Genomic DNA, 21,513 nt, shown 5'->3' on the forward strand with positions numbered 1-21,513 from the left:
CCCCCGCCGGCCGCGGCGGTGCCAGATTCTGCCCGGATCAGATCTGCCAGGAGCGGAGCCGGTCGGCCGCGCCGTACACGTCGGTCTTGCCGGAGATCAGGTCGCGGGCGAGGTCCACCAGGGCGCCGTAGGGCGGGTCGATGCCGACGCCGCTGACGAACATGTAGGCGACGGCGGTCGCACAGGCGAAGCGGGCGTTGGCCGCGGGCAGCGGCTTGAGCACGGCGAGGGTGTGCAGCAGGGCGGCGGCCCGCCAGGCCGGGTCGGAATCCACGCCGAGCCGGGGCGGGTCGACACGGTGCCGGGCGACGGCGGCGACGAGCGCCGAGAAGTCGTCGACCGTGGGCTGGTCGGGCAGGACCTCCTCGTGGCGCTGGAGCAGCCACGGGACGTCGATATGGATGATGTCCGACATCACTCAGGCGGCCTCGCCCTTGGCAGGGACCTCGTCGTCGGGGAACGCGGCCGCGAACTCGTCGGCGTGCGCGGTGAAGAAGCTCCGGAAGGCCTCCGCGCCCTCCTGCAGCGCCCGGTGCCGGGCGATGTCGGCGGCGGCCGCCTCGCGTACGAGGGCCTTCATCGACGTACCCCGTTCCTTGGCGATCTGCCGCAGGTCCTCAAGTTCGCGTTCGCTGAACTCCACGTTGAGAGCTGGCATGCCCACACGGTACCGCGCGGGTACTCACCCGTAAATATCAGCAGGTCAAGTGCCGTTTCCCGCGGTACCTGCGAGGTGTAAGCGCCATGTCCGTTTTCCGCCGGTGACACGGCGCGGGGCGCAGCAGACTCGACATCGGACACCGAGACTCAGGAGATCCCATGAACACGCACACCGTCCACACCACCTGCCCGAGCCCGCTCGGGGAACTGCTGCTGACCGGCGAGGAGTCCGGCGGCCGCCTCACTCTCACCTCGCTGTCCCCGCCGGGGCGACGCGGCGCGCCCGCCGTCCGTGCCGAGGACCGCGACGACCGGGCGTTCGCCGAGGTGCGCCGGCAGCTGGACGCGTACTTCGCCGGCCGCCTCACCCGCTTCTCCCTGCCCCTCGCCCCCGTCGGCACCCCGTTCCAGCTGCGGGTGTGGCAGGCGCTGGAGGACGTCCCGTACGGCCGCACGACCAGCTACGGCGACCTGGCCGCGCGGCTCGGCGTGCCCCGGGCCGAGATCCGCACGGTGGGTCAGGCCCTCGGCGCCAATCCCCTGCTGCTGGTACGCCCCTGCCACCGGGTGATCGGCTCGGACGGCTCGATGCGCGGGTACGCGGCCGGTGTGGAGCGCAAGGTGTGGCTGCTGACGCACGAGGGCGCGCTGCAGCCGGCCCTGGTGTGAAGGAGGGAGGCGTCATGAGATTCACCCCGGCCGAGGCCCGCCGTCGCGTGGGCGGCACCGACTGGGCCGCGCTCGCGGCCGAGTTGGACGAGCACGGCTGCGCGCCCACGGGCCCGCTGCTGGCCCCCGGGGAGTGCGCCGACCTGGCGACCCTGTACGACAGGCCCGGGCTGTTCCGCACCACCGTCGATCTGGCCCGGCACCGGTTCGGCTCCGGCGAGTACCGCTACTTCACGCACGACCTGCCCGCCCCCGTGGCCGCGCTACGGGCCGCCCTCTACCCACGCCTGCTCCCCGTCGCCCGGGACTGGGCCGCCCGCCTCGGCCGTCCCGCACCCTGGCCCGACTCCCTGGCCGAGTGGCTGGAGCGCTGCCATGCCGCCGGCCAGGACCGGTCGGCGCAGATCCTGCTGAGCTACGGTCCGGGCGACTGGAACGCCCTGCACCGGGACGTGTTCGGCGAGCTGGTCTTCCCGCTCCAGGTCGTCGTCGCGCTGGACGCGTACGGCACCGACTACACCGGCGGCGAGTTCCTGCTGGTCGAGCAGCGGCCGCGCGCCCAGTCCCGGGGCGCCGCGACCGCCCTGCGGCAGGGGCACGGCCTGGTGTTCACGACCCGCGACCGACCCGTGCGCACCCGCCGCGGCTGGTCGGCCGGAGCGATGCGGCACGGGGTGAGCACCGTGCGGTCCGGCCATCGGCGCACCCTGGGGCTGGTGTTCCACGACGCCGCCTGAAACGGCCGGGTTCCGCCGCCCTCCGCGACCCGACATCACCAGACGCGCCGCTGGAGTTCCCTCATATATCAGCGCAAAACGTGTCTTATTTCATTCATGCACACACCTTCGCGGCGTACCCTGCTCCGAGCCCCGTTCGCTGCCGCCGGCGCGGGACTGCTGGCTGCCTGCACCGACTCCGGCTCCCACCCCCGCTCCGGCTCCAGCTCCCGCCCACGGGGCGCGTCGGCCGGCCAAGGGGACTTCGTTCCCCCGGGGCCCAAGGGATATGTCGAGCCGTCGGGTCCGGAGGTCCGGGCCGCCGAACGCAAGCGGGGCTCCGGCCCGGTGCGCATGCTGAAGATGACCGCAGCCGAGACCACGCTGGACCTGGGCGGGCGGCAGGTGCGGACCTGGGCCTACCACAACCAGCTGCCCGGACCGCTGGTGCGCGTCACCGCCGGCGACGTCCTCAGCCTCACGCTCGCCAACCGGCTGCCGACCACCACCACGCTCCACTCCCACGGCGTGCGCATGCGCTGCGACATGGACGGAGTTCCGGACCTCACCCAGCGGGCCATCGCCACGGGGACGGACTTCACCTACCGGTTCACCGTCGCCCATCCGGGCACCTATTTCCTCCACTCCCACGTCGGACTCCAGCCCGACCGCGGTCTGTACGCCCCGCTCATCGTCGACGACCCCAAGGAGCCCCTCAAGTACGACAAGGAATGGATCGTCATGCTGGACGACTGGCTCGACGGCGTGGACGGCTCCACCCCGGACGGGGTGCTCGCCCAGCTCACGCCGGCGGGCATGAAGATGGGCAGCATGGCCATGGGCCCCGGGCAGGGCGGTCACGGTTCCGGCAAGCCGGCGAGCCCGCACGCCGCGCCCTCGCACAAGTCCGCCGGCCCCTCCCGCGTGTTGCACAACTCGCACAGCCAGATCCTCCGCGGCGAGGCCGGCAGCGTGAACTACCCCCTCTACCTCGCCAACGGCCGCATGCCCACCCAGCCCTCGACGTTCCGCTGCCGCCCCGGTGACCGCATCCGGCTGCGTATCATCAACGCCGGCTCCGAAACCGCCTTCCGCGTCGCGCTGGAGGGCCACCAACTGACCGTCACACACACCGACGGCTACCCGGTGGAGCACAGGACGACCGACGCCCTCCTCATCGGGATGGCCGAGCGCTACGACGTTCTCGTCACCGCCAAGGACGGCGTCTTCCCCCTGGTCGCGCTGGCCGAGGGCAAGAAGGGCCAGGCCCTCGCCGTCCTGCGCACCGACAAGGGGAGGACCGTTCCCCCGGCCGATGTCCGCCCGGACGAGCTGGACGGGGAGATCGTCCCGGCCCGCCGTCTCGTACCGGCCGAGTCCGTGGCCCTCGAGGACCGCGAACCCGACCGTGAGATGCGCGTCAGGGTCACCGGCACCATGGAGAAGTACGACTGGGGCTTCGACCACCAGCAGTACGACGAGCGCCAGCGCCACCCGGTCCGCGCCGGTGAGCGGGTGCGGCTCACGCTCATCAACGCCACCGACATGTGGCACCCCCTGCATCTGCACGGCCACACGTTCGCCATGACCGGCCTGGACGCCGTCGGCGCGCGCAAGGACACCGCCATCGTCCTCCCCCACCGCAAGCTGGTCGTCGAGTTCGACGCCGACAACCCCGGCCTCTGGATGCTCCACTGCCACAACCAGTACCACTCGGAGAGCGGCATGATGACCATCCTCGGCTACCGCAAGTGACCGGGTGAAGCGGACGACCCGCCCCTAGCCCTGGTCCGCCGCGAACGAGGCCATCCAGGCCAGCGCCGCATTCCAGTTGACGGCCGTTTCGTTGGTGGACCAGGACTGGATGTCGTCGATGTAGCAGAACTGGCCCGTGCAGCCCTTCAGTTTGCTCTGCGCGTACGGGTCCTGGATGCTCGAGTTGGCGCCTCCGGCGAGGGTGCCCGGCGGCGGGTCCGGCAGGTTCGGGTCGAGTTCGCGGGCGTACCAACGACTGTGCTGACGATGGGAGTTGACCTCGCCGTAGCCGGTGACGTACGAGGTGTTCAGCGCGTTGCGGCCGAGGATGTAGTCCATGCCCTCCAGCGCGCCGTCCCGGTACTTCGCCGCACCCGTGAGGTCGTAGGCGGTGGCGATGACGTGCGCGTTGTTGAGGACCTGGGCGTTGGAGCCCCAGTCGTAGAGGTTGCCGTCGGGCGCGTAGGGCATGCCGTACGGCTGGGACGCGGCCGTCGCCAGGTAGGTGTCGGCGGCCTTGATCACCGACCGGCGGACCCGGTCCCGGCCCGGCAGTCTGTTGGGCACGGTGGCGAGGTCGAGGCGGCCGGCCGCGGCCGTGCGGCCCCAGTCGAAGCCGAGCGGGCCGAAGATGTCGGCGGTGTGGACGGGTGAGGACAGTACGAAGTTCGCGAACTCCCGTTGCCCGGTGGTGAGATACAGCTCCGCCGCCGCCCAGTAGAACTCGTCGGAGGCGTTGTCGTCGGCGTAGGCGCCGCCGCCGGTGCCGTCGTTCGGGTCGGGGTAGATCTCCGGATGCGCGAGTGCGGCCTGCCAGGCCTTGCGGGCGGCCGTGAGCGCCTGCGCGGCGAACGCCCGGTCGTAGGGTCGGTACAGGCGGGCGGCCTGGGCGGCCGTCGCCGCCAGGTTGAGCGTGGCCTGGGTGGTCGGGGCGTGCAGCTCCCGCTTCTGCGGGTCGTCGCTGGGCAGCAGGGGCAGCCCGGTCCACTGGGCGTCGTGCACCTTGCTGTGGGCCATGCCGGCGAGCGGCTGCCCGTCCGGGACCTGCATCTTCAGCAGGAACTCCAGTTCCCAGCGGGCCTCGTCGAGGACGTCCGGCACGTTGTTGCCGCTCTCGGGGAGGTCCAGGCTCCCGTCACCGAGCCGCCCGGGCCGTCCAGTACGGGCCAGCAAAGAACGCTCGTAGGTGCTCAGCAGCTCCCAGGTGGAGATGCCGCCGTTGACGACGTACTTGCCGTGGTCGCCGGCGTCGTACCAGCCGCCGGTGACGTCCAGCGTGTAGTCGCACAGGCCCGGTTGGCAGGGCACGTTGGCGTCGCCCTGGTTGGGGGCCGTGTTCAGGTGGCCGGCCGGGCGGCCGTACCCGGGCCGCAGGTCGTCCCGGATCTCGATGCCGCTGCGCTGGGTGTAGTAGTACTTCAGCGAGTCGAGGCGCAGTTGCTCGTAGGCGCTCGTGCCGATGCCGAAGGGGCGGCTCGTGTCCCCGTCGGCGACCAGCGTGAAGTCCGTGCCGCGGCCGCGGAAGGCACCGAAGTCGATCGAGTGGACGTTCTGCCCCGAGGAGACGTCGGTGCCGCGCGGTACGGTCCAGCCGTGGGCGACCGTTCTCCCGTCGGCGTTTCTCAGCTGCCAGGGCAGCGGGGCGGTGGCGTCGGTGACGAGGGTGGCGTTCTTCGGCCCGGTGGGCAGGTAGGCGACCTGGTTGACGCGGACCCGGGGGCCGGTGTCGGGCTCGTACACCTCCCGCACGGTGCGCTGCCCGGCGTCGGCCGGGCCGGACGGCAGCGCGGTGAGGGTCAGCGTCAGCAGGGCGGTGAGGGACAGTAAGGCGGTGCTGCGTCGTTTCACGTCTGGGCTCCTCGGGAGGAGGTGCGGGTGGCGCCCCGGGTGGGAGCGCTCCCAGATGCGGACGCCCACCATGCTTGTTCCAGGCGTGACATCCCGTCAACGGTCCGGAGGGGGATGCCTCTGAAGGCCGTCCCCGCCCGGACCCCCGACCGCCCTCAGACGTCGAGCCGACCGATGCGCACCGCTCCCCTGGCCTCGCCCGGGTATGCGCTGGTCAGCGTGAGGCGCACCCGCGAGCCGCGTACCGCGTCGAAGGTGATCACCGTCGGGCTGTCCGAGACGGTGGCCCAGTCCACCTTCGCGCCCGTCACCGGCACGTACGCACGGCCGTCCCACACCGCCACCTCGGCCTTGGCGGGCAGGGCGTGCGTGCCGTCGACCGTGAAGCAGACCGCGATCCGGTCGACGGTCGTGGCCCGCCCGAAGTCGACCGACACCCAGTCCTCGGCGCGGGCCCCGTTGAAGGCGGGCAGCAGGGCCGTCGCGGACTTGGCGAAGGCGTTGGACCAGCCGGTGGCCGGGTCACCGTCCAGCATCGCGGCGGGCAGGGTGTCCGGGCGGCCGGAGTAACTGGCGTCCGCGACCGGATAGTTGGGTGCTGCCGGGTAGTCGGGCCCGAAGTCGGGGGCGGCGGTGGTGGCCGCGCTGCGGGCCGGTGTGGTGCGCACGCTCACCGTGCCCTTGCGCAGGCCGTCCACCCGTGCCGTGACCTTCAGGGCGCCCGGCTCGCCGCCCGAGCGGACGATGGCCAGGGCCTTGCCGTGGAAGGCGGTGCGCGTGTCGGCCTGGTAGCGCTCGGCGCTCTCCTCGCGGCCGTTGTCGAGGCCGGCCAGCGAGCCGCCGGTCACGTCGAAGGCGATGAGGTGCTCGGCGTCGGGCACGACCACTCCGTGCGCGTCCACGATGTCGGCGGTCACGAAGACCAGCGAACGGCCGTCGGCGGAGAGGGACTTGCGGTCGGCGGTGAGGCGCACGGCGTGCGGGGCGCCGGCGGTGCGCAGCACGTCGGTGGCGACCACCTTGCCGTCCCGTCGGGCCACCGCCTTCAACTCGCCGGGCCGGTACGGCACTTTCCAGGTCAGGTGCAGCTTGCCCGCGCTGCCGTTGGGGCTGGTGTAACTGCCCGGGTAGGGGCCGTCGGTGAAGGTCTTGTCGTCGCCGGTGGCCTCGCTGGTCTCCAGGTAGCCGCGACCGTCGGTGGTCTTCTTGGCGTCGAACTCCCGTACTCCGAGGGACTCTCCGTCGAGGAACAGCTCGACGGACGGCACGTTGGCGTACGCCCAGACCTCGATCGTGTCGCCCTCCTCGTGGTTCCAGCTCATCGGCAGCAGATGGACCATCGGCTCGGTCGTCCACTGGCTTCTGAACAGGTGGTACATGTCCTTCGGGAAGCCGGCCGTGTCGACGGCGCCGAAGAAGGACGCCTTCACCGGGAAGACGTCGTACGGGGTCGGCTCGCCGATGTAGTCGATGCCCGACCACAGGAACTGCCCCGCGAACCACTTCCGGTCCCGGTCCTTCTTGTGCCCGTACTCGCCGCTCATCGTCCAGGAGGCGAGGTTGTTGTCGTAGGAGGAGACCTCCCGTCTGCCCGGCGTGTGGTTCTCGCCGGTGTTGAGGTGCTCCGGTTCCTGGTACGCGCCCCGAGTCGAGGTCTCCGAGGAGGACTCGGACTCGAAGAGGAACAGGTGGGGGTACTTGGCGTGCAGGGCGTCGACCGATCTGGCCGTGTTGTAGTTCAGGCCCAGGCCGTCGAGCTTGGCGAGCATGCGGTCGGCCGCGGAGCCGGTGGCGGGCACGCCGTGGTACTTGTTGGAGCCGATGACGACCGGGCGGGTGTCGTCGGCGGCCTTGATCGCGCCGATGATCCGGTCGGCCATGGCGAGCCCGGCGGTCGAGGTGGAGTCGGGGATCTCGTTGCCGATGGACCACAGCACGACGGCGGGCGAGTTCCGGGCGGCCAGCACCATCTCCGTGGCGTCCTTCTCGCACCACTCGTCGAAGAACCGGCCGTAGTCGTAGCGGGTCTTGCCGGTCTTCCAGCAGTCGAAGGCCTCCACCATCATCACGATGCCCAGTTCCTCGCAGACCTGGATCATCTGCGGCGAGGGCGGGTTGTGCGAGGTGCGGAAGGCGTTGACGCCCATCGACTTCATGATCGTCATCTGCCGGCGGACCGCGTCGAGGCTGATCGCCGCGCCGAGGGCGCCCTGGTCGTGGTGCAGGTCGACGCCCTTGATCTTGGCGGGGGTGCCGTTGAGGGAGAAGCCCTCGTCGGGGTCGAAACGGTAGGTGCGGATGCCGAAGGGGGTGCGGTACGTGTCGGTGACGCGTCCGGCGGTGCGCAGTTCGGTGTGCAGGGTGTAGCGGTGGTCAGGGCTGGTGAAGTCCCACAGGAGGGGCTCGGGGACGGTCAGTTCGTGGGTCTCGGTGGCCTGCTCGGAGACGGCGACCGCGGTGGACGTACGGGCGACCGTGCGGCCGTCGGGACCCGTGATCCGGGAGCGGACCTCGACGTCGGTGCCGGTGCCGGACTCGTCGCGCACGGTGGTGGCGACCCGCACCACGGCCCGCTCGGTGCTGACCTCTGGCGTGGTCACGTACGTGCCCCAGCGGGCCACGTGCACGGGCTCGGTGATCACCAGGCGGGCCTCGCGGTAGATGCCGCTGCCCGAGTACCAGCGGCTGCTCGGCAGCTGGTTCTGGACCTTGACCGCGAGGACGTTCGGGGTGCTGCCGTCGGTGTGCACCAGGTCGGTGAGGTCGAAGGCGAAGCCGGTGTAGCCATAAGGGTGGCGGCCGGCCTCGGTGCCGTTGCAGGAGACGTACGAGTCCATGTAGACGCCGTCGAACTCCACCGAGATCCGTTTGCCGGCGTAGGCGGGCGGCAGGGTGAAGGTCAGCCGGTACCAGCCGAGGCCGCCCGGGAAGAAGCCGGTGCCGCTGGTGGTGCCGTGGTCCGTCGTGGGGGTCTGCTCGATGCTCCAGTCGTGCGGTACGGCGACCTCGCGCCAGGCCGAGTCGTCGTAGCCCGGCTCGGCGGCCTGTGCGTAGGCGCCGGTCGGGTCGGTGATGCCGCCCGGGTTGACCAGCGCGAAACGCCAGCCGTCGCGCAGCGGGACGGTATGGCGTCCCGGCGCGGCACCGGACGCCCCGGCGGCCGGTGCGGCCGCGGCGTCCGGTGTGCCCAGGAGTGCTCCGGCCGTGGGCGCTGCCGTGGCTGCGACCAGAACCGATCTGCGAGTGACCGTCATGGCGGCTCTCCCTCATCAGGGCCCAGAAGTACTCACAACTGATCGTGAACAAACAGATTCTGACGTCCTGCCACACACGATCGTCAAGGGTGCGGGACCCGGCACCTGCCCTGCCCGGCACTTCGGCCGGAATTCCCCCTTGACCGTGTTCTGACCGCGTTCTGACCGTGTTCGACGGATCGGCCCGGTCGCCGGGGGCCGCGGTTCACGGGAGTGCGCGACGCACTACGCTGGAACGCAAGTGGTGCCACCTGTTCACTGTGAGTGTGCGCTTGGGAGCGGCGACGATGAGCCGGGTCTATCCGTTCGACGATGCGGCAACGGCCCGGGCTGTCATCGACGGCGACGGAACGCTGGTGGAGTGGAACGAGGGCGCGCGGCGGCTGCTCGGCCACCCTGCCGACGACGTCGTGGGCCGCCCCGCGGCCCGGCTGCTGGCCGGGGACGGCCTTCTGCCCGCGCCTTCCGGCAGGCGCTGGGAGGGGACCGTCGGATTGCGCCACCGGGACGGCCGTACGGTCTCCGTCTGGCTGCTCGCCCACCGCCGGCCGGCGCGGGACGGCCACGGCGACGGCTGGCTGGTGGTGAGCCCGCTGACCGGCGGGGAGCCGCCCACGGCGGACGATCCGCTGGCCGTGGCGGGCCTGATCCAGTCACCGTGCGCCGTCGCCGTGTACGACGACGAGCTGCGGCTGCGCCGGATGAACGCGGCCATGGCCGAGATCGCGGGCCTGCCCGAGGACCGGGTGCGCGGCCTCAGGCTGGCGGAGATCAGCAGCGAGCCGCAGGGCGAGGAGCTGGAGCAGAGCCTGCTCCAGGTGCTCACCACCGGGCGGCCGCTGGACGTCCAGACCTATCTGCGCACCGGCGGCGAGGAGCGCGCGCACGCCTGGCTGGCCCGGCTGGCGCCGGTCACCGACGCCGAGGGGCGGGTACGGGGCGTGTGCCTGGCCGCGCACGACGTCACCGACATCCAGCGGGCCCGGCAGCGGCTGCAGCTGGTGAACGAGGCCAGCGTGCGCATCGGCTCCACGCTCGACGTCACCCGTACGGCGCAGGAGCTGGCGGACGTGTGCGTGCCCGCGCTCGCCGACTTCGTCACCATCGACCTGCTGGACCCGCAGGAGTACGGCGGCGAGCCCCCGGCCAGCATCACGGCCCCGGTGAACCTGCGCCGGGTCGCCCACCAGTCGATCTTCAGGGACATCCCGGAGGCGGTCGCCCGGCCCGGGCAGCTCGACGTGTACCCGGACTTCTCCCCGCAGGCCGACTCGCTGACCGCCGGCCACACCATCCGCAGAACGGTGGCCGCGGGCGACATGGACCAGTGGCTGACCTGGAGCAGGGTGCGGGGCGAGCGGGTGCGGGAGTTCGGCATCCACGCCTCGATGTCCGTGCCGATCCAGGCGCGCGGGCTGACCCTCGGGGTCGCGGTCCTCACCCGGCACCGGCGCCCGGACCCGTTCACCGACGACGACATGCTGCTGGCCGAGGAGATCACCGCCCGGGCCGCCGTCTGCATCGACAACGCCCGGCGCTACTCCCGCGAGCGCGAGACCGCCCTCGCCCTGCAGCGCAGCCTGCTGCCCCGCACGCTCCCGCGCACGGCCGCCCTGGACGCATCCTCCCGCTATCTGCCGGCGGCCCGGCACGGGGTGGGCGGCGACTGGTTCGACGTGATCCCGCTGTCCGGGATGCGGGTCGCGATGGTCGTCGGGGACGTCGTCGGGCACGGCATCCAGGCCTCGGCCACCATGGGCCGGCTGCGTACCGCCGTACGCACCCTCGCCGACATCGACCTGGCCCCGGACGAACTGCTCACCCACCTCGACGACCTGGTGGTCCGGCTGTCGGAGGAGTCCGGCGGCGAGGGCAGCCCCGGCGAGGTCGGCGCCACCTGTCTGTACGCCGTCTACGACCCGGTGTCGCGGCGCTGCACGCTGGCCCGGGCCGGGCATCCGCCGCCGGTGGTGCTGAAGCCGGGCGGCGAGCCCCACCAGCTGGACCTGCCCGCCGGTCCCCCGCTGGGCCTGGGCGGGCTGCCGTTCGAGTCGGCCGAGGTGGGGCTGCCCGAGGGCACCGTCCTCGCCCTGTACACGGACGGTCTGGTGGTGTCCCGGGAGCGCGCCGGGGACTCCGGCCGGCAGCAGCTGTTCCAGGCGCTGCGGGGCTACGCGGACTCCCTGGACGAGACCTGCGACCACATCCTGCACGCCCTGCTGCCGCCGGGCGGCACCAACGACGACGTGGCGCTGCTGCTGGCCCGCACCCGGGGGCTGGCCCCCTCCCAGGTGGCCACCTGGGACATCCCCGCCGATCCGGCGCTGGTCGCACCGGTCCGCAAGCAGGTCGTGGACCAGCTGGAGCGCTGGTCGCTGAGCGAGATCGGGTTCACGACGGAGCTGGTGGTGAGCGAGCTGGTCACCAACGCCATCCGGTACGGCGCCCACCCGATACGGCTCAGGCTGATCCACGACGCCGCCACGCTGATCGTCGAGGTGTCCGACACCAGCCACACCGCCCCGCACCTCAGGCGCGCCAAGATCTTCGACGAGGGCGGCCGCGGGCTGCTGCTGGTCGCCCAGCTCACCCAGCGCTGGGGCAGCAGGCACACCGCGGAGGGCAAGACGATCTGGGCGGAGCTGTCGCTGCTGGAGGAGGACCAGTAGAGGTTCAGTAGCCCCGCAGCCAGGGCCGGACCTGTTTGCGGGCCTCGTGCAGCCGGGACTTGAGGGTGCCGAGGGGGATGCCGATGCGCTCGGCGACCTCGGCGTACTCCAGCTGGCAGATGTCCCGGTAGACCAGGGGCGCGACCAGGTGCGGATACTCGCGCTCCAGCCGGTCCAGGGCCTCCAGCAGATCGATCCGGGAGCCCGCGATGACACTGGTGGTGCGCGGGTCGATGTGCTCGGCGGGCTCGATGGCCGCGGGCTGCTCGGCCGCCCGCCGCTTCAGCTCGCGGTACTTCTGCCGGCAGCAGTTGGCGACGACCGTGTACAGCCAGGTGCTGAAGCGGCTGCGGCCCTCGAAGGCGGAGATGTGCCGGGCCACCTGGAGCAGCACGTCCTGGGCGGCCTCCTCGGCGTCCTCCCGGCACGGCAGGAAGCGCCCGCAGCGGCGCACCACCTCGGGCCGCAGCTCGGTCAGCAGCCGGTCCAGGGCCGCTCGGTCGCCCGCCGCGGCACGCCGGGCGAGGTCTTCGGCCGTCACCCCATCCTGCACGTCAGGGTCCCCCTCGGAGTCGATCTCAGGGCAGGCATGATAGTCGTATGCACTCCCTGGAGCGGATCGGCCGCTACCGCCTCGAACGACCCCTGGGCACCGGCGCCTTCGCCACGGTGTGGCTCGCTCACGACGACGAGCTGGCCGCCCTGGTCGCGGTGAAGGTCCTCGCCGAGAACTGGGCCCACCGGCTCGACATCCGGGAGCGCTTCCTGTCCGAGGCCCGGCTGCTGCGCCGGGCCGGCTCCAGCCGGGTCGTCCAGGTCTACGACATCGGTGAACTGCCGGACGGCAGGCCGTACTTCGTGATGCAGTACGCCGACGGCGGCACCCTCGCCGATCTGCTGGCGGACGGCCCGCTGCCGGTGCCCCGGGCGCTGCTGCTGACCGCGCAGGCCGCGCGGAGCGCCGCAGCGCTGCACGAGGCGGGCATCGTGCACCGTGACATCAAGCCGACCAACGTGCTGCTGCACACCGCCCCGGACGGCGAGCGGCGGCTGCTGCTGGCCGACCTGGGCCTGGCCAAGAGCCTCGCGCAGGCCTCGGTGCTCACGCTCGCGGCGGGCTCGGCGGGCTATCAGCCGCCGGAACAGGCCGAGCCCGGGGAGGGCATCGACGCGCGCGCCGACGTCTACAGCCTGGGCGCGGTGGGCTACGAGCTGGTCACCGGGACCGTGCCGGGGCCGCCGGGGAAGGTCGTGCCGCCCCGGCGGCTGCGCCCGGACCTCGGCGAGGACGTCGAGCGGGCGCTGCTGCGTGCCATGGAGCCGGACCGGGAGCGGCGCTGGCCGGCAGCGCACGTGTTCGCGGACGAACTGGAGCGGCTGGCGGCGGCCTCCGGCGTGCGCACGGGCCGGCGGCTCGACCGCGTCCGGGGCCGGCTCGGCACCGGGACGCTGGTACTGGCCGCGGTACTCGCCGCCGGGGCCGCCGCCGTCACCGTCACGCTGGTGCTCCAGCGGCCCCATGCCGCCGAGGAGACCACGGTCAAGGACTCCACCGGCCGGGTCACCGTGCAGGTGCCGGCCGGCTGGGCCCGGCAGGTGCGCGACTCCGGCTGGGATCCGCGGGCGCTCGGGCTGCCGGCGGGGCACGAGCCGGGTCTGGTGGTCGCCGACGACCTGGCGCACTGGGCCGACCTGAAGACCACGGTCGACGGCGTGTTCCTCGGGGTCAGCGAGCACGGCGACGTCACCGCCCGGGTGAACGCCCTCGCCCACTCCGGCTGCCACGACTCCGGCAGCCGCACCTTCACCGACGCCCGGTGGAAAGGCCTGATCCGGACCTGGAACGCCTGCCCGGACGGCGGCACCGTCACCGAGTCCGCGCTCGGCCCGGCGGACGGCTCCGCCCGGCCGCAGGTATATGTACAGGTGCGCCAGCAGGGCGGCGGCGACGCGACCGACGCCATCCTCCGCTCCCTGCGCGTCACCTGACCCGACGTTCGAGGTCGGCACCGGTCAAATCGGGGAAAAGAACCCCGCGAGGCCCGAACTTTTCCGGTGGCCCGGGCATCGGAGTGTGATGACGGCGCACCCGGCGCCGAAGGCACGCGTGAGCCGCGTGCCGTGACCATCCAGGAGTGTTGAGCGACATGGCGTACTCATCCCGGTCATCGCAGCGCGGGATCCTGCTCGCGGGTGCGGTGGCCGCACTGGGCCTCCTGACCGCCTGCGGCAGCCACGACATCCACTCCACACCCCAGACGGTGCCGGGCACGGCCGGTCCGGCGACCGAGACCGCGAACGACTCGCCCTCCTCCGGCACGTCCGCCACCGCCTCCGCACCCAACGGCGGAACGTCGTCCGCCGCCCCGGGCACGGCCACCTCCTCCGGCACCACGACCGAGAGCGCCGGCACCCGCTGCCACACCTCCGAGCTGCGCGCCTCCGTCGGCCGTAACGACCCGGGTGCCGGCCAGGAGAACTTCCCCATCGTGCTGACCAACAAGTCCGCCCGGACCTGCACCCTGCGCGGCTATCCGGGCGCGGCCTTCGTGAACGCCTCCGGTGCCCAGCTCGGCCCGGACCCCAAGCGGTCCGAGGGCTCGCCGGTGACGGTGACGCTGCGGCCCGGAGCGAGCGCCTGGGCGGGCCTGACCTTCTCCAACCCGGAGATCAGCGGCGCGAACACGGCCACGCCGGCCGCGCTGGTGGTCACCCCGCCGGACGAGCGGGACCCGCTGAAGGTGGCATGGACGGCCGGTGCGGTCCCGGTCTCCGGGAACTCCTCCTCCGTCTTCCTGACCGTCTTCAACTCCGGCACCGGCGCCTGACCGAAGCCACCTCCAAAACCCCGCTGTCCGCTCCCGGGCAGCGGGGTTCGTCATGAGCGCGCCACAAGTGTCACAGGACGGCAACACGTCCCGGATGCCGCGATCTTTCCCCGGGGACCCCTCATCGAACCCGTCGACCGCACAGCGAGAAGGCTCCGCAGGGAGCCGCGACGAGAAAACCGGGGAAGAACATGAGCGGCATTTCACGCAGGCGTGTGCTGACGGCGGGGGCGGCCGCGGGCGCCCTCGGGGCGCTGTCCGCCTGCTCCACCGCCGGCGGGCTGTCCGTCGGCGGGAAGGACCCGGAGTACGGCAAGGGCACCAAGCAGGCCCGGCCGGTCAAGCTCATCGGCGACGGGTCCACCGCCGACACCGGCGCACAGCCGCACCAGCCGAAGCCGGTCCGGCTGAAGCCGGGCCAGAAGCCCCCGCAGTTCGTGGTGTTCTCCTGGGACGGCGCGGGCGAGCTGAGCAACCAGCTGTTCTCCCGGTTCCGCAAGGTGGCGTCCGACCACGGCGCCAAGATGACCTTCTTCCTCAGCGGCATCTACACGCTGCCGGAGTCCAAGAAGGAGCTGTACCGCCCGCCGCAGCACGCGGTCGGCGCGTCCGACATCGGCTACCTCGCCGACCGGCACATCCACGCCACCATCCAGCAGGTGCGGGCCGCCTGGCTGGAGGGCCACGAGATCGGCACCCACTTCAACGGGCACTTCTGCGGCGCGACCGGGGTGCGCAACTGGTCGCCCGCCGAGTGGCGCAGCGAGATCGAGCAGGCCGTCGACTTCGTCACCAAGTGGAAGACGAACACCGGCTTCTCCGACCTCGAACCGCTGCCGTTCGACTACCGCAAGGAGCTGATCGGCGGCCGCACCCCCTGCCTGGAGGGCCAGACCAACCTGCTCCCCACCGCGGCCGCGCTCGGCTGGAAGTACGACGCCAGCTCCCCGGGCGGGCTGCAGATCTGGCCGGGCAAGGTGCAGGGCGGCCGCATCTGGGACTTCCCGCTGCAGTCCATACCCTTCACCGGCCACTCCTTCCAAGTGCTGTCGATGGACTACAACATGATGTTCAACCAGTCCAGCGGGAACCCCCTCGGGGATCGCACCCGGTTCGACGCCTGGCGCGCCCAGGCCAGAGACACCTACCTGGCCGGGTTCCAGCGCGCGTACGACACCAACCGCGCCCCCTTCTTCATCGGCAACCACTTCGAACGCTGGAACGGCGGCATCTACATGGACGCCGTCGAGGAGGCGATCGGCCGGATGGCGGAGCACGACGACGTACGGTTCGTGTCCTTCAAGCAGCTCGTGGCCTGGCTGGAGGCGCAGGACCCGGCGGTACTGCGCAAGCTGCGCACGCTGGTGCCGGGCCAGGCTCCGGTCGGCGGCTGGGACGAGTTCCTGGGCGCGGCGGGCACCCACTCGTCGTAATCGGTACTCCGGCGTTTGCTTTCATGGGCGGGCACCATCAGATCGATCCCGAGGACCCGCCCTGAACACCCCACTCGCCGAAGCCCTGTCCGCCGTGCTGCTCGTCGCCGTACTCGCCTGGGCGGTCGTACGGCCCTTCGGCTGGCCGGAGGCGGTGCTGGCCGTCCCGGCCGCCGGGATCGCGATCGCCACCGGGGCGATCTCGCTGGACCACGCCCGGGCCGAGGCCGAACGGCTCGGGCCGGTGGTGGGGTTCCTGGCGGCCGTGCTGGTGCTCGCCCATTTCTGCGATGTGGAGGGGCTGTTCCAGGCGTGCGGGGCCTGGATGGCGCGCTGGGCGGCGGGCCGCCCGGTGCGCCTGCTGACGGCGGTGTTCGCGCTGGCGTCGGCGATCACGGCGGTGCTCAGCCTGGACGCCACGATCGTGCTGCTCACCCCGGTCGTCTTCGCGACGGCCGCGCGGACGGGCGTACGGCCGAAGCCGCACGTGTACGCCTGCACGCATCTGTCGAACACGGCGTCGCTGCTGCTGCCCGTCTCCAACCTGACGAACCTGCTCGCCTTCGCGGCGAGCGGGCTGACCTTCACCCGGTTCGCGGTGCTGATGGCGCTGCCGTGGCTGGCGGCGATCGGCGTCGAGTACCTGGTGTTCCGTCGGTTCTTCGCCCATGACCTCACCGCGGCGGCCCCGGCGGGCCGGGACACCGGTGAGGCGCCGCGGCTGCCGCTGTTCGCGCTGGTGACCGTGGCCTGCACGCTGGCGGGGTTCGTGGTGGCGTCGGCGTTCGGGGTGGACCCCGCGTGGGTGGCCGCCGCGGGGGCGCTGGTGCTGGCCGGCCGGGCGCTGGTGCGGGGGAAGGCGACTCCTGTCACCGTCGTCCGTGCGGCGGCGCCGGCCTTCCTGGCGTTCGTGCTGGCGCTGGGCATCGTGGTGCGCGCGGTTGTCGACAACGGGCTGGCGGACGCGCTCAGGCACGTCCTGCCCGGCGGCACGGGGCTGCCCGCGCTGCTCGGGACCGCCGCGCTGGCCGCCGTCCTCGCGAACGTCATCAACAACCTGCCCGCGGTGCTGGTGCTGCTGCCGCTCGCCGCTCCCACCGGTTCCGGCGCGGTACTCGCGGTCCTGCTCGGGGTGAACATCGGCCCGAACCTGACCTATGCCGGGTCGCTCGCCACCCTGCTGTGGCGCCGGATCGTGCACCAGCACGAGCACGGGGTGGACCTCCGGGAGTTCACCCGGCTCGGCCTGTTCGCCGTGCCCTCCGCGCTGGCCGTGTCGGTGGTGGCACTGTGGGGGTCGCTGCAGATTCTCTGAGGGGTTCCGAGAGCCGAGGGAGGCCGGCCGGATGCGTGTGATCGCCTGGCTCGTCGAGGGCACCTGGCCCGCCTGCGTGGACGCCGTACGCACCCACGCCCCGCACGCCTCCGAGGTGGTGCTGCTGCATGTGACCGGGCCGGACGTGCCCGGGGTGGCGCACGGCGCGTACGCCGGGCTCCTCGGCCGGGGCCATCCCGAACGCGATCCGGGCAGCCGCCTGGAGGCGCTCGGCGGCACTTCGGCGGCCGAACTCCTGGATGCGGCGGCCGTGCGGCTGGGGCGTCCGTGTGCCCGCGAGGAGCGGACGGGGCGGGTCGAGCGGGAGGTGGTGGCCGCGGCCGACGGGGCCGATCTGCTGGTGCTGGCCCGGGACGGCGACCGTTCCCGGCTCGGGCCGCACAGCCTGGGCCCGGCCGTCCGGTTCGCCGTCGACCACGCGCCCTGCCCGGTCCTGCTGGTGTGGCCCGAACCGGCCCCGCCCCTCGGGACGATCCCTCCCCCGCCGCCGCACCATCACCACTGAGCCGCACCGCTCCCGGCCGACCGACGCTCAGCGGTGGCGGCCCCCCGTACCGCCGCCGTAGCCACCGCCCCCGTAGCCGCCCCCGCCGCCGCCCCAGTCGCAGTAGTCCGGGTATGCCGCGCAGAAGTCGGGGCTGGGGGAACGCGACGGCGTCGGGCTGGACTTGGATGCCGTCGGGGTGGGGGTCGGGGACGGGGTCTTCGAGGCCTTGGGGGTGGCCTTCGCCGGCGAGGACGGCGCGGGGGTGTTGTCCGCGTCCCAGTTGACGACTTCCATCTGCAGGTCCGGCTTGGCGGTGTCGACGGTCCAGCGCTGGGCCGAGTTCGCGGCGCGGTTCTTGAGGACGAGCGCGCCGGAGCCGTCGGTCGCTGCGGGGGTCAGCGCCAGGTCCTGGTCCGAGCGGGGTACCAGGGCGCCCTGGAGCGTGAAGTCGTAGCGGATGTCCTTGGCGGCCTTCCCGGTGGCCGAGCAAGGGGCCAGCCGGACCGAGTAGCCGAGGTGGGAGTCGAGGCACAGCTGGGGGGCGGAGGCGTTGCGCAGCAGTCCGTCGGTCTCGTACGACCACTGCTGGCTCGCCTCCGAGGAGCAGGCGGTGAGTTCGGTCTCCGCACCCTTGACGGCCTTCTCGCCGACGACGCCCACGCACAGACCCGAGGCGAGGTTGTGCAGCCGGCCGCGCAGCGCGCCCTGGGTGGTGCCGCTCGCACCGGCCCAGGACGGACCCGGCGTCGCGGAGTCCTTGCCCGGCGTCCGGGAGGGCGTGCCGCTGGAGGCCGGGGCCGGGTCGTCGCCCGAGCCGAGCACCGACCACAGGACCAGCGGGAGGACGACCAGACCGCTGACGGTGACGACGGCCACGGCGAGGTTACGCCGACGGGCACGGCGAGCCGCCCGGTGCGCTGAACGGCGGGAGGGGACGGGCGTGGTGGCAGGGGCGGGGGCAGGGGTGGCGAGCGTGGGTGCCGTGGGGGTGAAGGACTCGCCGCCCGAGGGGGCGGCGGGGGCCGGAGGCGGTGCCGGGGCGGGGGTCTCCTCGGTGCGGGCCGCCCGGGACTCCATGTAGGCGTGGGCGCCCCAGCCGAGGACCGCCTCGGCGAGTGCGAGGCCGAGCCCCGCGTTGAACCGGGCCAGCTGGTCTGCGGTCTGGCTGCAGTGCCGGCAGCCGGCCAGGTGCTGCTGCAGATCCGGGTCCACGTCGGCGCCGCCGCGGCGGAAGGTCACGTCCAGCATGCGCAGGTAGCGTTGGCACTCGGCCTCGGGGGCGAGTTCGCGGTGGGCCTGGAGGCACTCCTCGCGCAGCCGTTCGCGGGCGCGGCGCAGTTCGATCCGGGTCTCCTCCTCGTCCAGGCCGAGCAGCGCGGCAGGGACGGCGAGGGGTTCGGACTCGACCTCGACGTGCCACAGCACCGCGCGGGCGGCCTGGGGCAGCCGCTGGAACGCGCGGGACAGCAGGCGCCGGCCGGACGGCGGGAGCAACCGGGCGGCCGCGCGCTCCCCGCTGCCGGTGTCCGGCCCCAGGGCGGGGTGGAGGAGTTCCTGGCGGCCGTCGCCGTCCCACTCGGCCGCGATCCGGCGGACGGTGACCAGCAGGTGGGGGCGCCAGGCGGCGGACGGGCCCGCCTGCCTGAGGGACTGGCCGAACAGCCGGGTGAAGGCGGCCGTGGTGAGCATGCCGGCGGCGCGCGCTCCGTCGGTGCACAACCGGGCGTAGGCGAAGGCCGCTTCCCAGTGCCGGTCCAGGAGTTCTCCGACCGGTTGGAGCGCGGGTGTCGTTCCCGTCCACTTCTTCAGTTCGGCGCTCAGTTGCTCGTCCGACGGGCCTGCGTCATTCACGGCTGCATTCCTCCAGACGCGACACGGGAATTAGTCCATACCAATCGGTATGGACGGGATTCGGCATCTCTAACGTCCGCCTTGGGCAGCTCTTTTGAAGCGTGGGGGGCGTACGGGAGCGGCCTGGTGCATGCAGCAGCGGGAAATGTGATTGTCTGCACGCCGACAGCGCACACTTTTGCACAGCCGGCACCACGGAACAAGAGATCTCTTCACTTTTGAACTTTGCAGTGCATTACGGCCGTTCGCCTGCCCGATAGGCGCCCGGCGGCACTCCGTAACGCGCGCGGAAGACACGGCTGAAGTGGAAGGGGCTCGGGAATCCGGACGCCGCCGCCACCCGCTCCACCGTCAGGTCGGTGGCCTCCAGCAGCCGGGCCGCGTGCCGCAGCCGGGCCTCCCGCAGGGCACGCATGGGTGGCCTGCCGGTCCGCAGGGTGAACAGGTGGGCGAACCGGGACGGGGAGAGCGCCACGCTCTCGGCGAGCGAGCGGACGGTGTGCGGGGCACCGGGGTCGGCGGCGATCAGCTCCTCGGCGTGGCGCACGCGGGCGTCGTCGCCCGGCTCGGGTGCCGGTGCACGGGCGCCGGAGACGGCGAGCAGCACGGCCTCCTCCAGCGCGCACAGGGCCAGCTCCCGCGCCAGGCTGCCGTGGGCCACGGCCACCGGGTCCTCCTCGGGCGGTGCGCCCGGCGCGGGCCGGCGGGCGTCGGCGAGCATCCGGCCGAACGCGGCCTCGACGCGGTCGTGCAGGGTTGTGGGGACGGGTGCGACGACGTACAGGCCGTCGGCCACGGCGTACGGGCCGAGCCAGGGCGCCCAGGACGGGCGGGCCTGGCAGTGCGCCCACCAGAACCGCCAGTGCGGGGCACCGGGCGCCACGGCATAGCGGTGGGCCACACCCGGGGCGAGCACCACCAGATGCCCGGCGACCGCCTCGGCACGGGCGCCGCCCTGCCGGATCGTGCCGCGCCCGGCCGTGGTGAAGGTGAACAGCCAGCTGTCCGACCCGTGCGGCCGGCTGACGCCGTAACCCGGCCCCTGGTCGTAGCGTCCGGTCACCACCAGGCCCGGCGGCGGGGACGGGTCGTCCGCAGCAGTCCCGGGCAGTCCGTCAGCATGCATGGGCATCCTCCCCGGGAGCGCGTCGGCCTAGCGTGGCGGGCAAGCGGCCACCGGACCGAGGAGCGGACACATGACAGCCACGGACATCGACGCCATCCTGCCCGACGCACTCCGGCAGCAGTTCGAGGAGGCGGGCTTCACCGTCGTACGCGGACTGTTCGGGTACGACGAGATCGAGCGGCTGCGCGACGGCTTCGCGGCGCTGCACGCGGCCGGGCCGGTCCCCGGGCACTTCGAGCCGCGGCCCGCGGACCCCGACCCGCTGCGCAGGCATCCCCGGGTGATGCAGCCGCACGAGATCAGCGCGCAGGCGCGGGAGTTCCTGCTGGACGCCCGGCTGCGGGCGGTCTTGGAGGTGCTGTTCGGCGAGGAGGTGCTGGCCGCGCAGAGCATGTTCTACTTCAAGCCGCCGGGCGCCCGGGGCCAGGCGCTGCACCAGGACAACTTCTATCTGCGGGTCGAGCCGGGCACCTGTGTGGCCGCGTGGGTCGCCTGCGACTTCATCGGCCGGGACAACGGCGGCCTCGAAGTCGTCCCGGGCACGCACCGGATGGACCTGTTCTGTCCCGAAGTGGCGGACGAGGAGGTGTCGTTCGCCCGCGAGTACGTCCCGCCGCCGCCCGGTCTGACACCGGTGCCCGTGGACATGGCACCGGGCGACGTCCTGTTCTTCAACGGCAGCCTGGTGCACGGCTCGGGACCCAACCTCAGCGCCGACCGGTTCCGGCGCTCCTTCATCGGGCACTACGTGGGCCGATCCGCCGAGCGCATCGGCGGCTACTACCGGACGCTGACCATGTCCGGTGCGCGCGTCCCGCTGCCCGAGAGCGAGGGTGCCGGCCCGTGCGGCACGGAGTTCGCACCGCACGGACCCCATTGAG

General features: G+C 72.6%; 17 protein-coding genes. 10 read left to right on the top strand and 7 right to left on the bottom strand.

The window, feature by feature from the left end:
* Positions 1–37 precede the first annotated feature (37 nt).
* The gene (locus CRP49_RS40250) at positions 38–415 is read right to left on the bottom strand and encodes a toxin Doc (RefSeq protein WP_094222018.1); all 378 of its coding nucleotides are present in this window, start codon (positions 413–415) and stop codon (positions 38–40) included.
* 3 nt (positions 416–418) lie between these two features.
* Positions 419–658, bottom strand: coding sequence for a hypothetical protein (locus CRP49_RS40255; protein WP_097258326.1), 240 nt, complete (start codon positions 656–658; stop codon positions 419–421).
* Between the two features lie 161 nt (positions 659–819).
* On the opposite strand from CRP49_RS40255, the gene CRP49_RS40260 reads away from it, so the two are divergent.
* The 3 genes from CRP49_RS40260 (at position 820) to CRP49_RS40270 (ending at position 3,800) form a co-directional block, all read left to right on the top strand.
* Positions 820–1,329, top strand: coding sequence for a methylated-DNA--[protein]-cysteine S-methyltransferase (locus tag CRP49_RS40260; RefSeq protein ID WP_097258327.1), 510 nt, complete (start codon positions 820–822; stop codon positions 1,327–1,329).
* A 14-nt stretch (positions 1,330–1,343) separates the two neighbouring features.
* Complete coding sequence (locus CRP49_RS40265) at positions 1,344–2,066, top strand: 2OG-Fe(II) oxygenase (RefSeq protein WP_097258328.1); 723 nt, start codon at positions 1,344–1,346, stop codon at positions 2,064–2,066.
* 96 nt (positions 2,067–2,162) lie between these two features.
* Positions 2,163–3,800: a multicopper oxidase family protein gene (locus CRP49_RS40270; protein WP_097258329.1), complete on the top strand. Its 1,638-nt coding sequence runs from the start codon at positions 2,163–2,165 to the stop codon at positions 3,798–3,800.
* 24 nt (positions 3,801–3,824) lie between these two features.
* On the opposite strand, the gene CRP49_RS40275 is transcribed toward CRP49_RS40270, so the two are convergent.
* Positions 3,825–5,720: a glycoside hydrolase family 9 protein gene (locus CRP49_RS40275; protein WP_097258330.1), complete on the bottom strand. Its 1,896-nt coding sequence runs from the start codon at positions 5,718–5,720 to the stop codon at positions 3,825–3,827.
* An 83-nt stretch (positions 5,721–5,803) separates the two neighbouring features.
* Positions 5,804–8,902, bottom strand: coding sequence for a glycoside hydrolase family 2 TIM barrel-domain containing protein (locus CRP49_RS40280; RefSeq protein WP_097258331.1), 3,099 nt, complete (start codon positions 8,900–8,902; stop codon positions 5,804–5,806).
* A 287-nt stretch (positions 8,903–9,189) separates the two neighbouring features.
* Between CRP49_RS40280 and CRP49_RS40285 the strand changes: the two genes are divergently transcribed.
* The gene (locus CRP49_RS40285; RefSeq protein WP_097258332.1) at positions 9,190–11,571 is read left to right on the top strand and encodes a SpoIIE family protein phosphatase; all 2,382 of its coding nucleotides are present in this window, start codon (positions 9,190–9,192) and stop codon (positions 11,569–11,571) included.
* A gap of 4 nt (positions 11,572–11,575) precedes the next feature.
* On the opposite strand, the gene CRP49_RS40290 is transcribed toward CRP49_RS40285, so the two are convergent.
* Positions 11,576–12,124 (bottom strand): RNA polymerase sigma factor, encoded by a 549-nt coding sequence (locus CRP49_RS40290; protein WP_097258333.1) that lies wholly within the window; start codon positions 12,122–12,124, stop codon positions 11,576–11,578.
* A gap of 47 nt (positions 12,125–12,171) precedes the next feature.
* Between CRP49_RS40290 and CRP49_RS40295 the strand changes: the two genes are divergently transcribed.
* From CRP49_RS40295 to CRP49_RS40315, 5 genes are all read left to right on the top strand, one after another.
* On the top strand, positions 12,172–13,560 hold the full coding sequence (locus tag CRP49_RS40295; protein ID WP_097258334.1) for a serine/threonine-protein kinase: 1,389 nt from the start codon (positions 12,172–12,174) through the stop codon (positions 13,558–13,560).
* 158 nt (positions 13,561–13,718) lie between these two features.
* Positions 13,719–14,399 carry a DUF4232 domain-containing protein gene (locus CRP49_RS40300; RefSeq protein WP_097258335.1) on the top strand — a complete coding sequence of 227 codons (681 nt, stop codon included), beginning with the start codon at positions 13,719–13,721 and terminating at the stop codon, positions 14,397–14,399.
* Positions 14,400–14,590: 191 nt separating this feature from the next.
* The gene (locus CRP49_RS40305; protein WP_179851998.1) at positions 14,591–15,832 is read left to right on the top strand and encodes a hypothetical protein; all 1,242 of its coding nucleotides are present in this window, start codon (positions 14,591–14,593) and stop codon (positions 15,830–15,832) included.
* A gap of 61 nt (positions 15,833–15,893) precedes the next feature.
* On the top strand, positions 15,894–17,147 hold the full coding sequence (locus tag CRP49_RS40310) for an SLC13 family permease (protein ID WP_097258337.1): 1,254 nt from the start codon (positions 15,894–15,896) through the stop codon (positions 17,145–17,147).
* 31 nt (positions 17,148–17,178) lie between these two features.
* Positions 17,179–17,673 carry a universal stress protein gene (locus CRP49_RS40315; protein WP_097258338.1) on the top strand — a complete coding sequence of 165 codons (495 nt, stop codon included), beginning with the start codon at positions 17,179–17,181 and terminating at the stop codon, positions 17,671–17,673.
* A gap of 27 nt (positions 17,674–17,700) precedes the next feature.
* On the opposite strand, the gene CRP49_RS40320 is transcribed toward CRP49_RS40315, so the two are convergent.
* A complete protein-coding gene (locus CRP49_RS40320; protein WP_097258339.1) occupies positions 17,701–19,506 on the bottom strand; it encodes an RICIN domain-containing protein in 1,806 nt (601 codons plus the stop codon).
* Positions 19,507–19,741: 235 nt separating this feature from the next.
* Positions 19,742–20,632, bottom strand: coding sequence for a helix-turn-helix domain-containing protein (locus tag CRP49_RS40325; RefSeq protein WP_097258340.1), 891 nt, complete (start codon positions 20,630–20,632; stop codon positions 19,742–19,744).
* Between the two features lie 70 nt (positions 20,633–20,702).
* Here CRP49_RS40325 and CRP49_RS40330 point away from each other — a divergent pair, with 70 nt between their 5' ends.
* Entirely contained in the window at positions 20,703–21,512 is an 810-nt protein-coding gene (locus CRP49_RS40330; RefSeq protein WP_097258341.1) for a phytanoyl-CoA dioxygenase family protein, read from the top strand.
* Position 21,513 lies beyond the last annotated feature (1 nt).

The organism is Streptomyces sp. Ag109_G2-15, from assembly GCF_900215565.1.
Taxonomy (GTDB): domain Bacteria; phylum Actinomycetota; class Actinomycetes; order Streptomycetales; family Streptomycetaceae; genus Streptomyces; species Streptomyces diastatochromogenes.

Excerpts from the sequence above, each read along its gene's own strand:
- CRP49_RS40295 (WP_097258334.1), top strand. The coding sequence starts at position 12,172 with ATGCACTCCCTGGAGCGGATCGGCCGCTACCGCCTCGAACGACCCCTG.
- CRP49_RS40255 (WP_097258326.1), bottom strand. The coding sequence starts at position 658 with ATGCCAGCTCTCAACGTGGAGTTCAGCGAACGCGAACTTGAGGACCTG.
- CRP49_RS40280 (WP_097258331.1), bottom strand. The coding sequence starts at position 8,902 with ATGACGGTCACTCGCAGATCGGTTCTGGTCGCAGCCACGGCAGCGCCC.
- CRP49_RS40300 (WP_097258335.1), top strand. The coding sequence starts at position 13,719 with ATGGCGTACTCATCCCGGTCATCGCAGCGCGGGATCCTGCTCGCGGGT.
- CRP49_RS40265 (WP_097258328.1), top strand. The coding sequence starts at position 1,344 with ATGAGATTCACCCCGGCCGAGGCCCGCCGTCGCGTGGGCGGCACCGAC.
- CRP49_RS40270 (WP_097258329.1), top strand. The coding sequence starts at position 2,163 with ATGCACACACCTTCGCGGCGTACCCTGCTCCGAGCCCCGTTCGCTGCC.
- CRP49_RS40305 (WP_179851998.1), top strand. The coding sequence starts at position 14,591 with ATGAGCGGCATTTCACGCAGGCGTGTGCTGACGGCGGGGGCGGCCGCG.
- CRP49_RS40275 (WP_097258330.1), bottom strand. The coding sequence starts at position 5,720 with ATGGTGGGCGTCCGCATCTGGGAGCGCTCCCACCCGGGGCGCCACCCG.
- CRP49_RS40260 (WP_097258327.1), top strand. The coding sequence starts at position 820 with ATGAACACGCACACCGTCCACACCACCTGCCCGAGCCCGCTCGGGGAA.
- CRP49_RS40330 (WP_097258341.1), top strand. The coding sequence starts at position 20,703 with ATGACAGCCACGGACATCGACGCCATCCTGCCCGACGCACTCCGGCAG.
- CRP49_RS40285 (WP_097258332.1), top strand. The coding sequence starts at position 9,190 with ATGAGCCGGGTCTATCCGTTCGACGATGCGGCAACGGCCCGGGCTGTC.
- CRP49_RS40315 (WP_097258338.1), top strand. The coding sequence starts at position 17,179 with ATGCGTGTGATCGCCTGGCTCGTCGAGGGCACCTGGCCCGCCTGCGTG.
- CRP49_RS40250 (WP_094222018.1), bottom strand. The coding sequence starts at position 415 with ATGTCGGACATCATCCATATCGACGTCCCGTGGCTGCTCCAGCGCCAC.
- CRP49_RS40325 (WP_097258340.1), bottom strand. The coding sequence starts at position 20,632 with ATGCATGCTGACGGACTGCCCGGGACTGCTGCGGACGACCCGTCCCCG.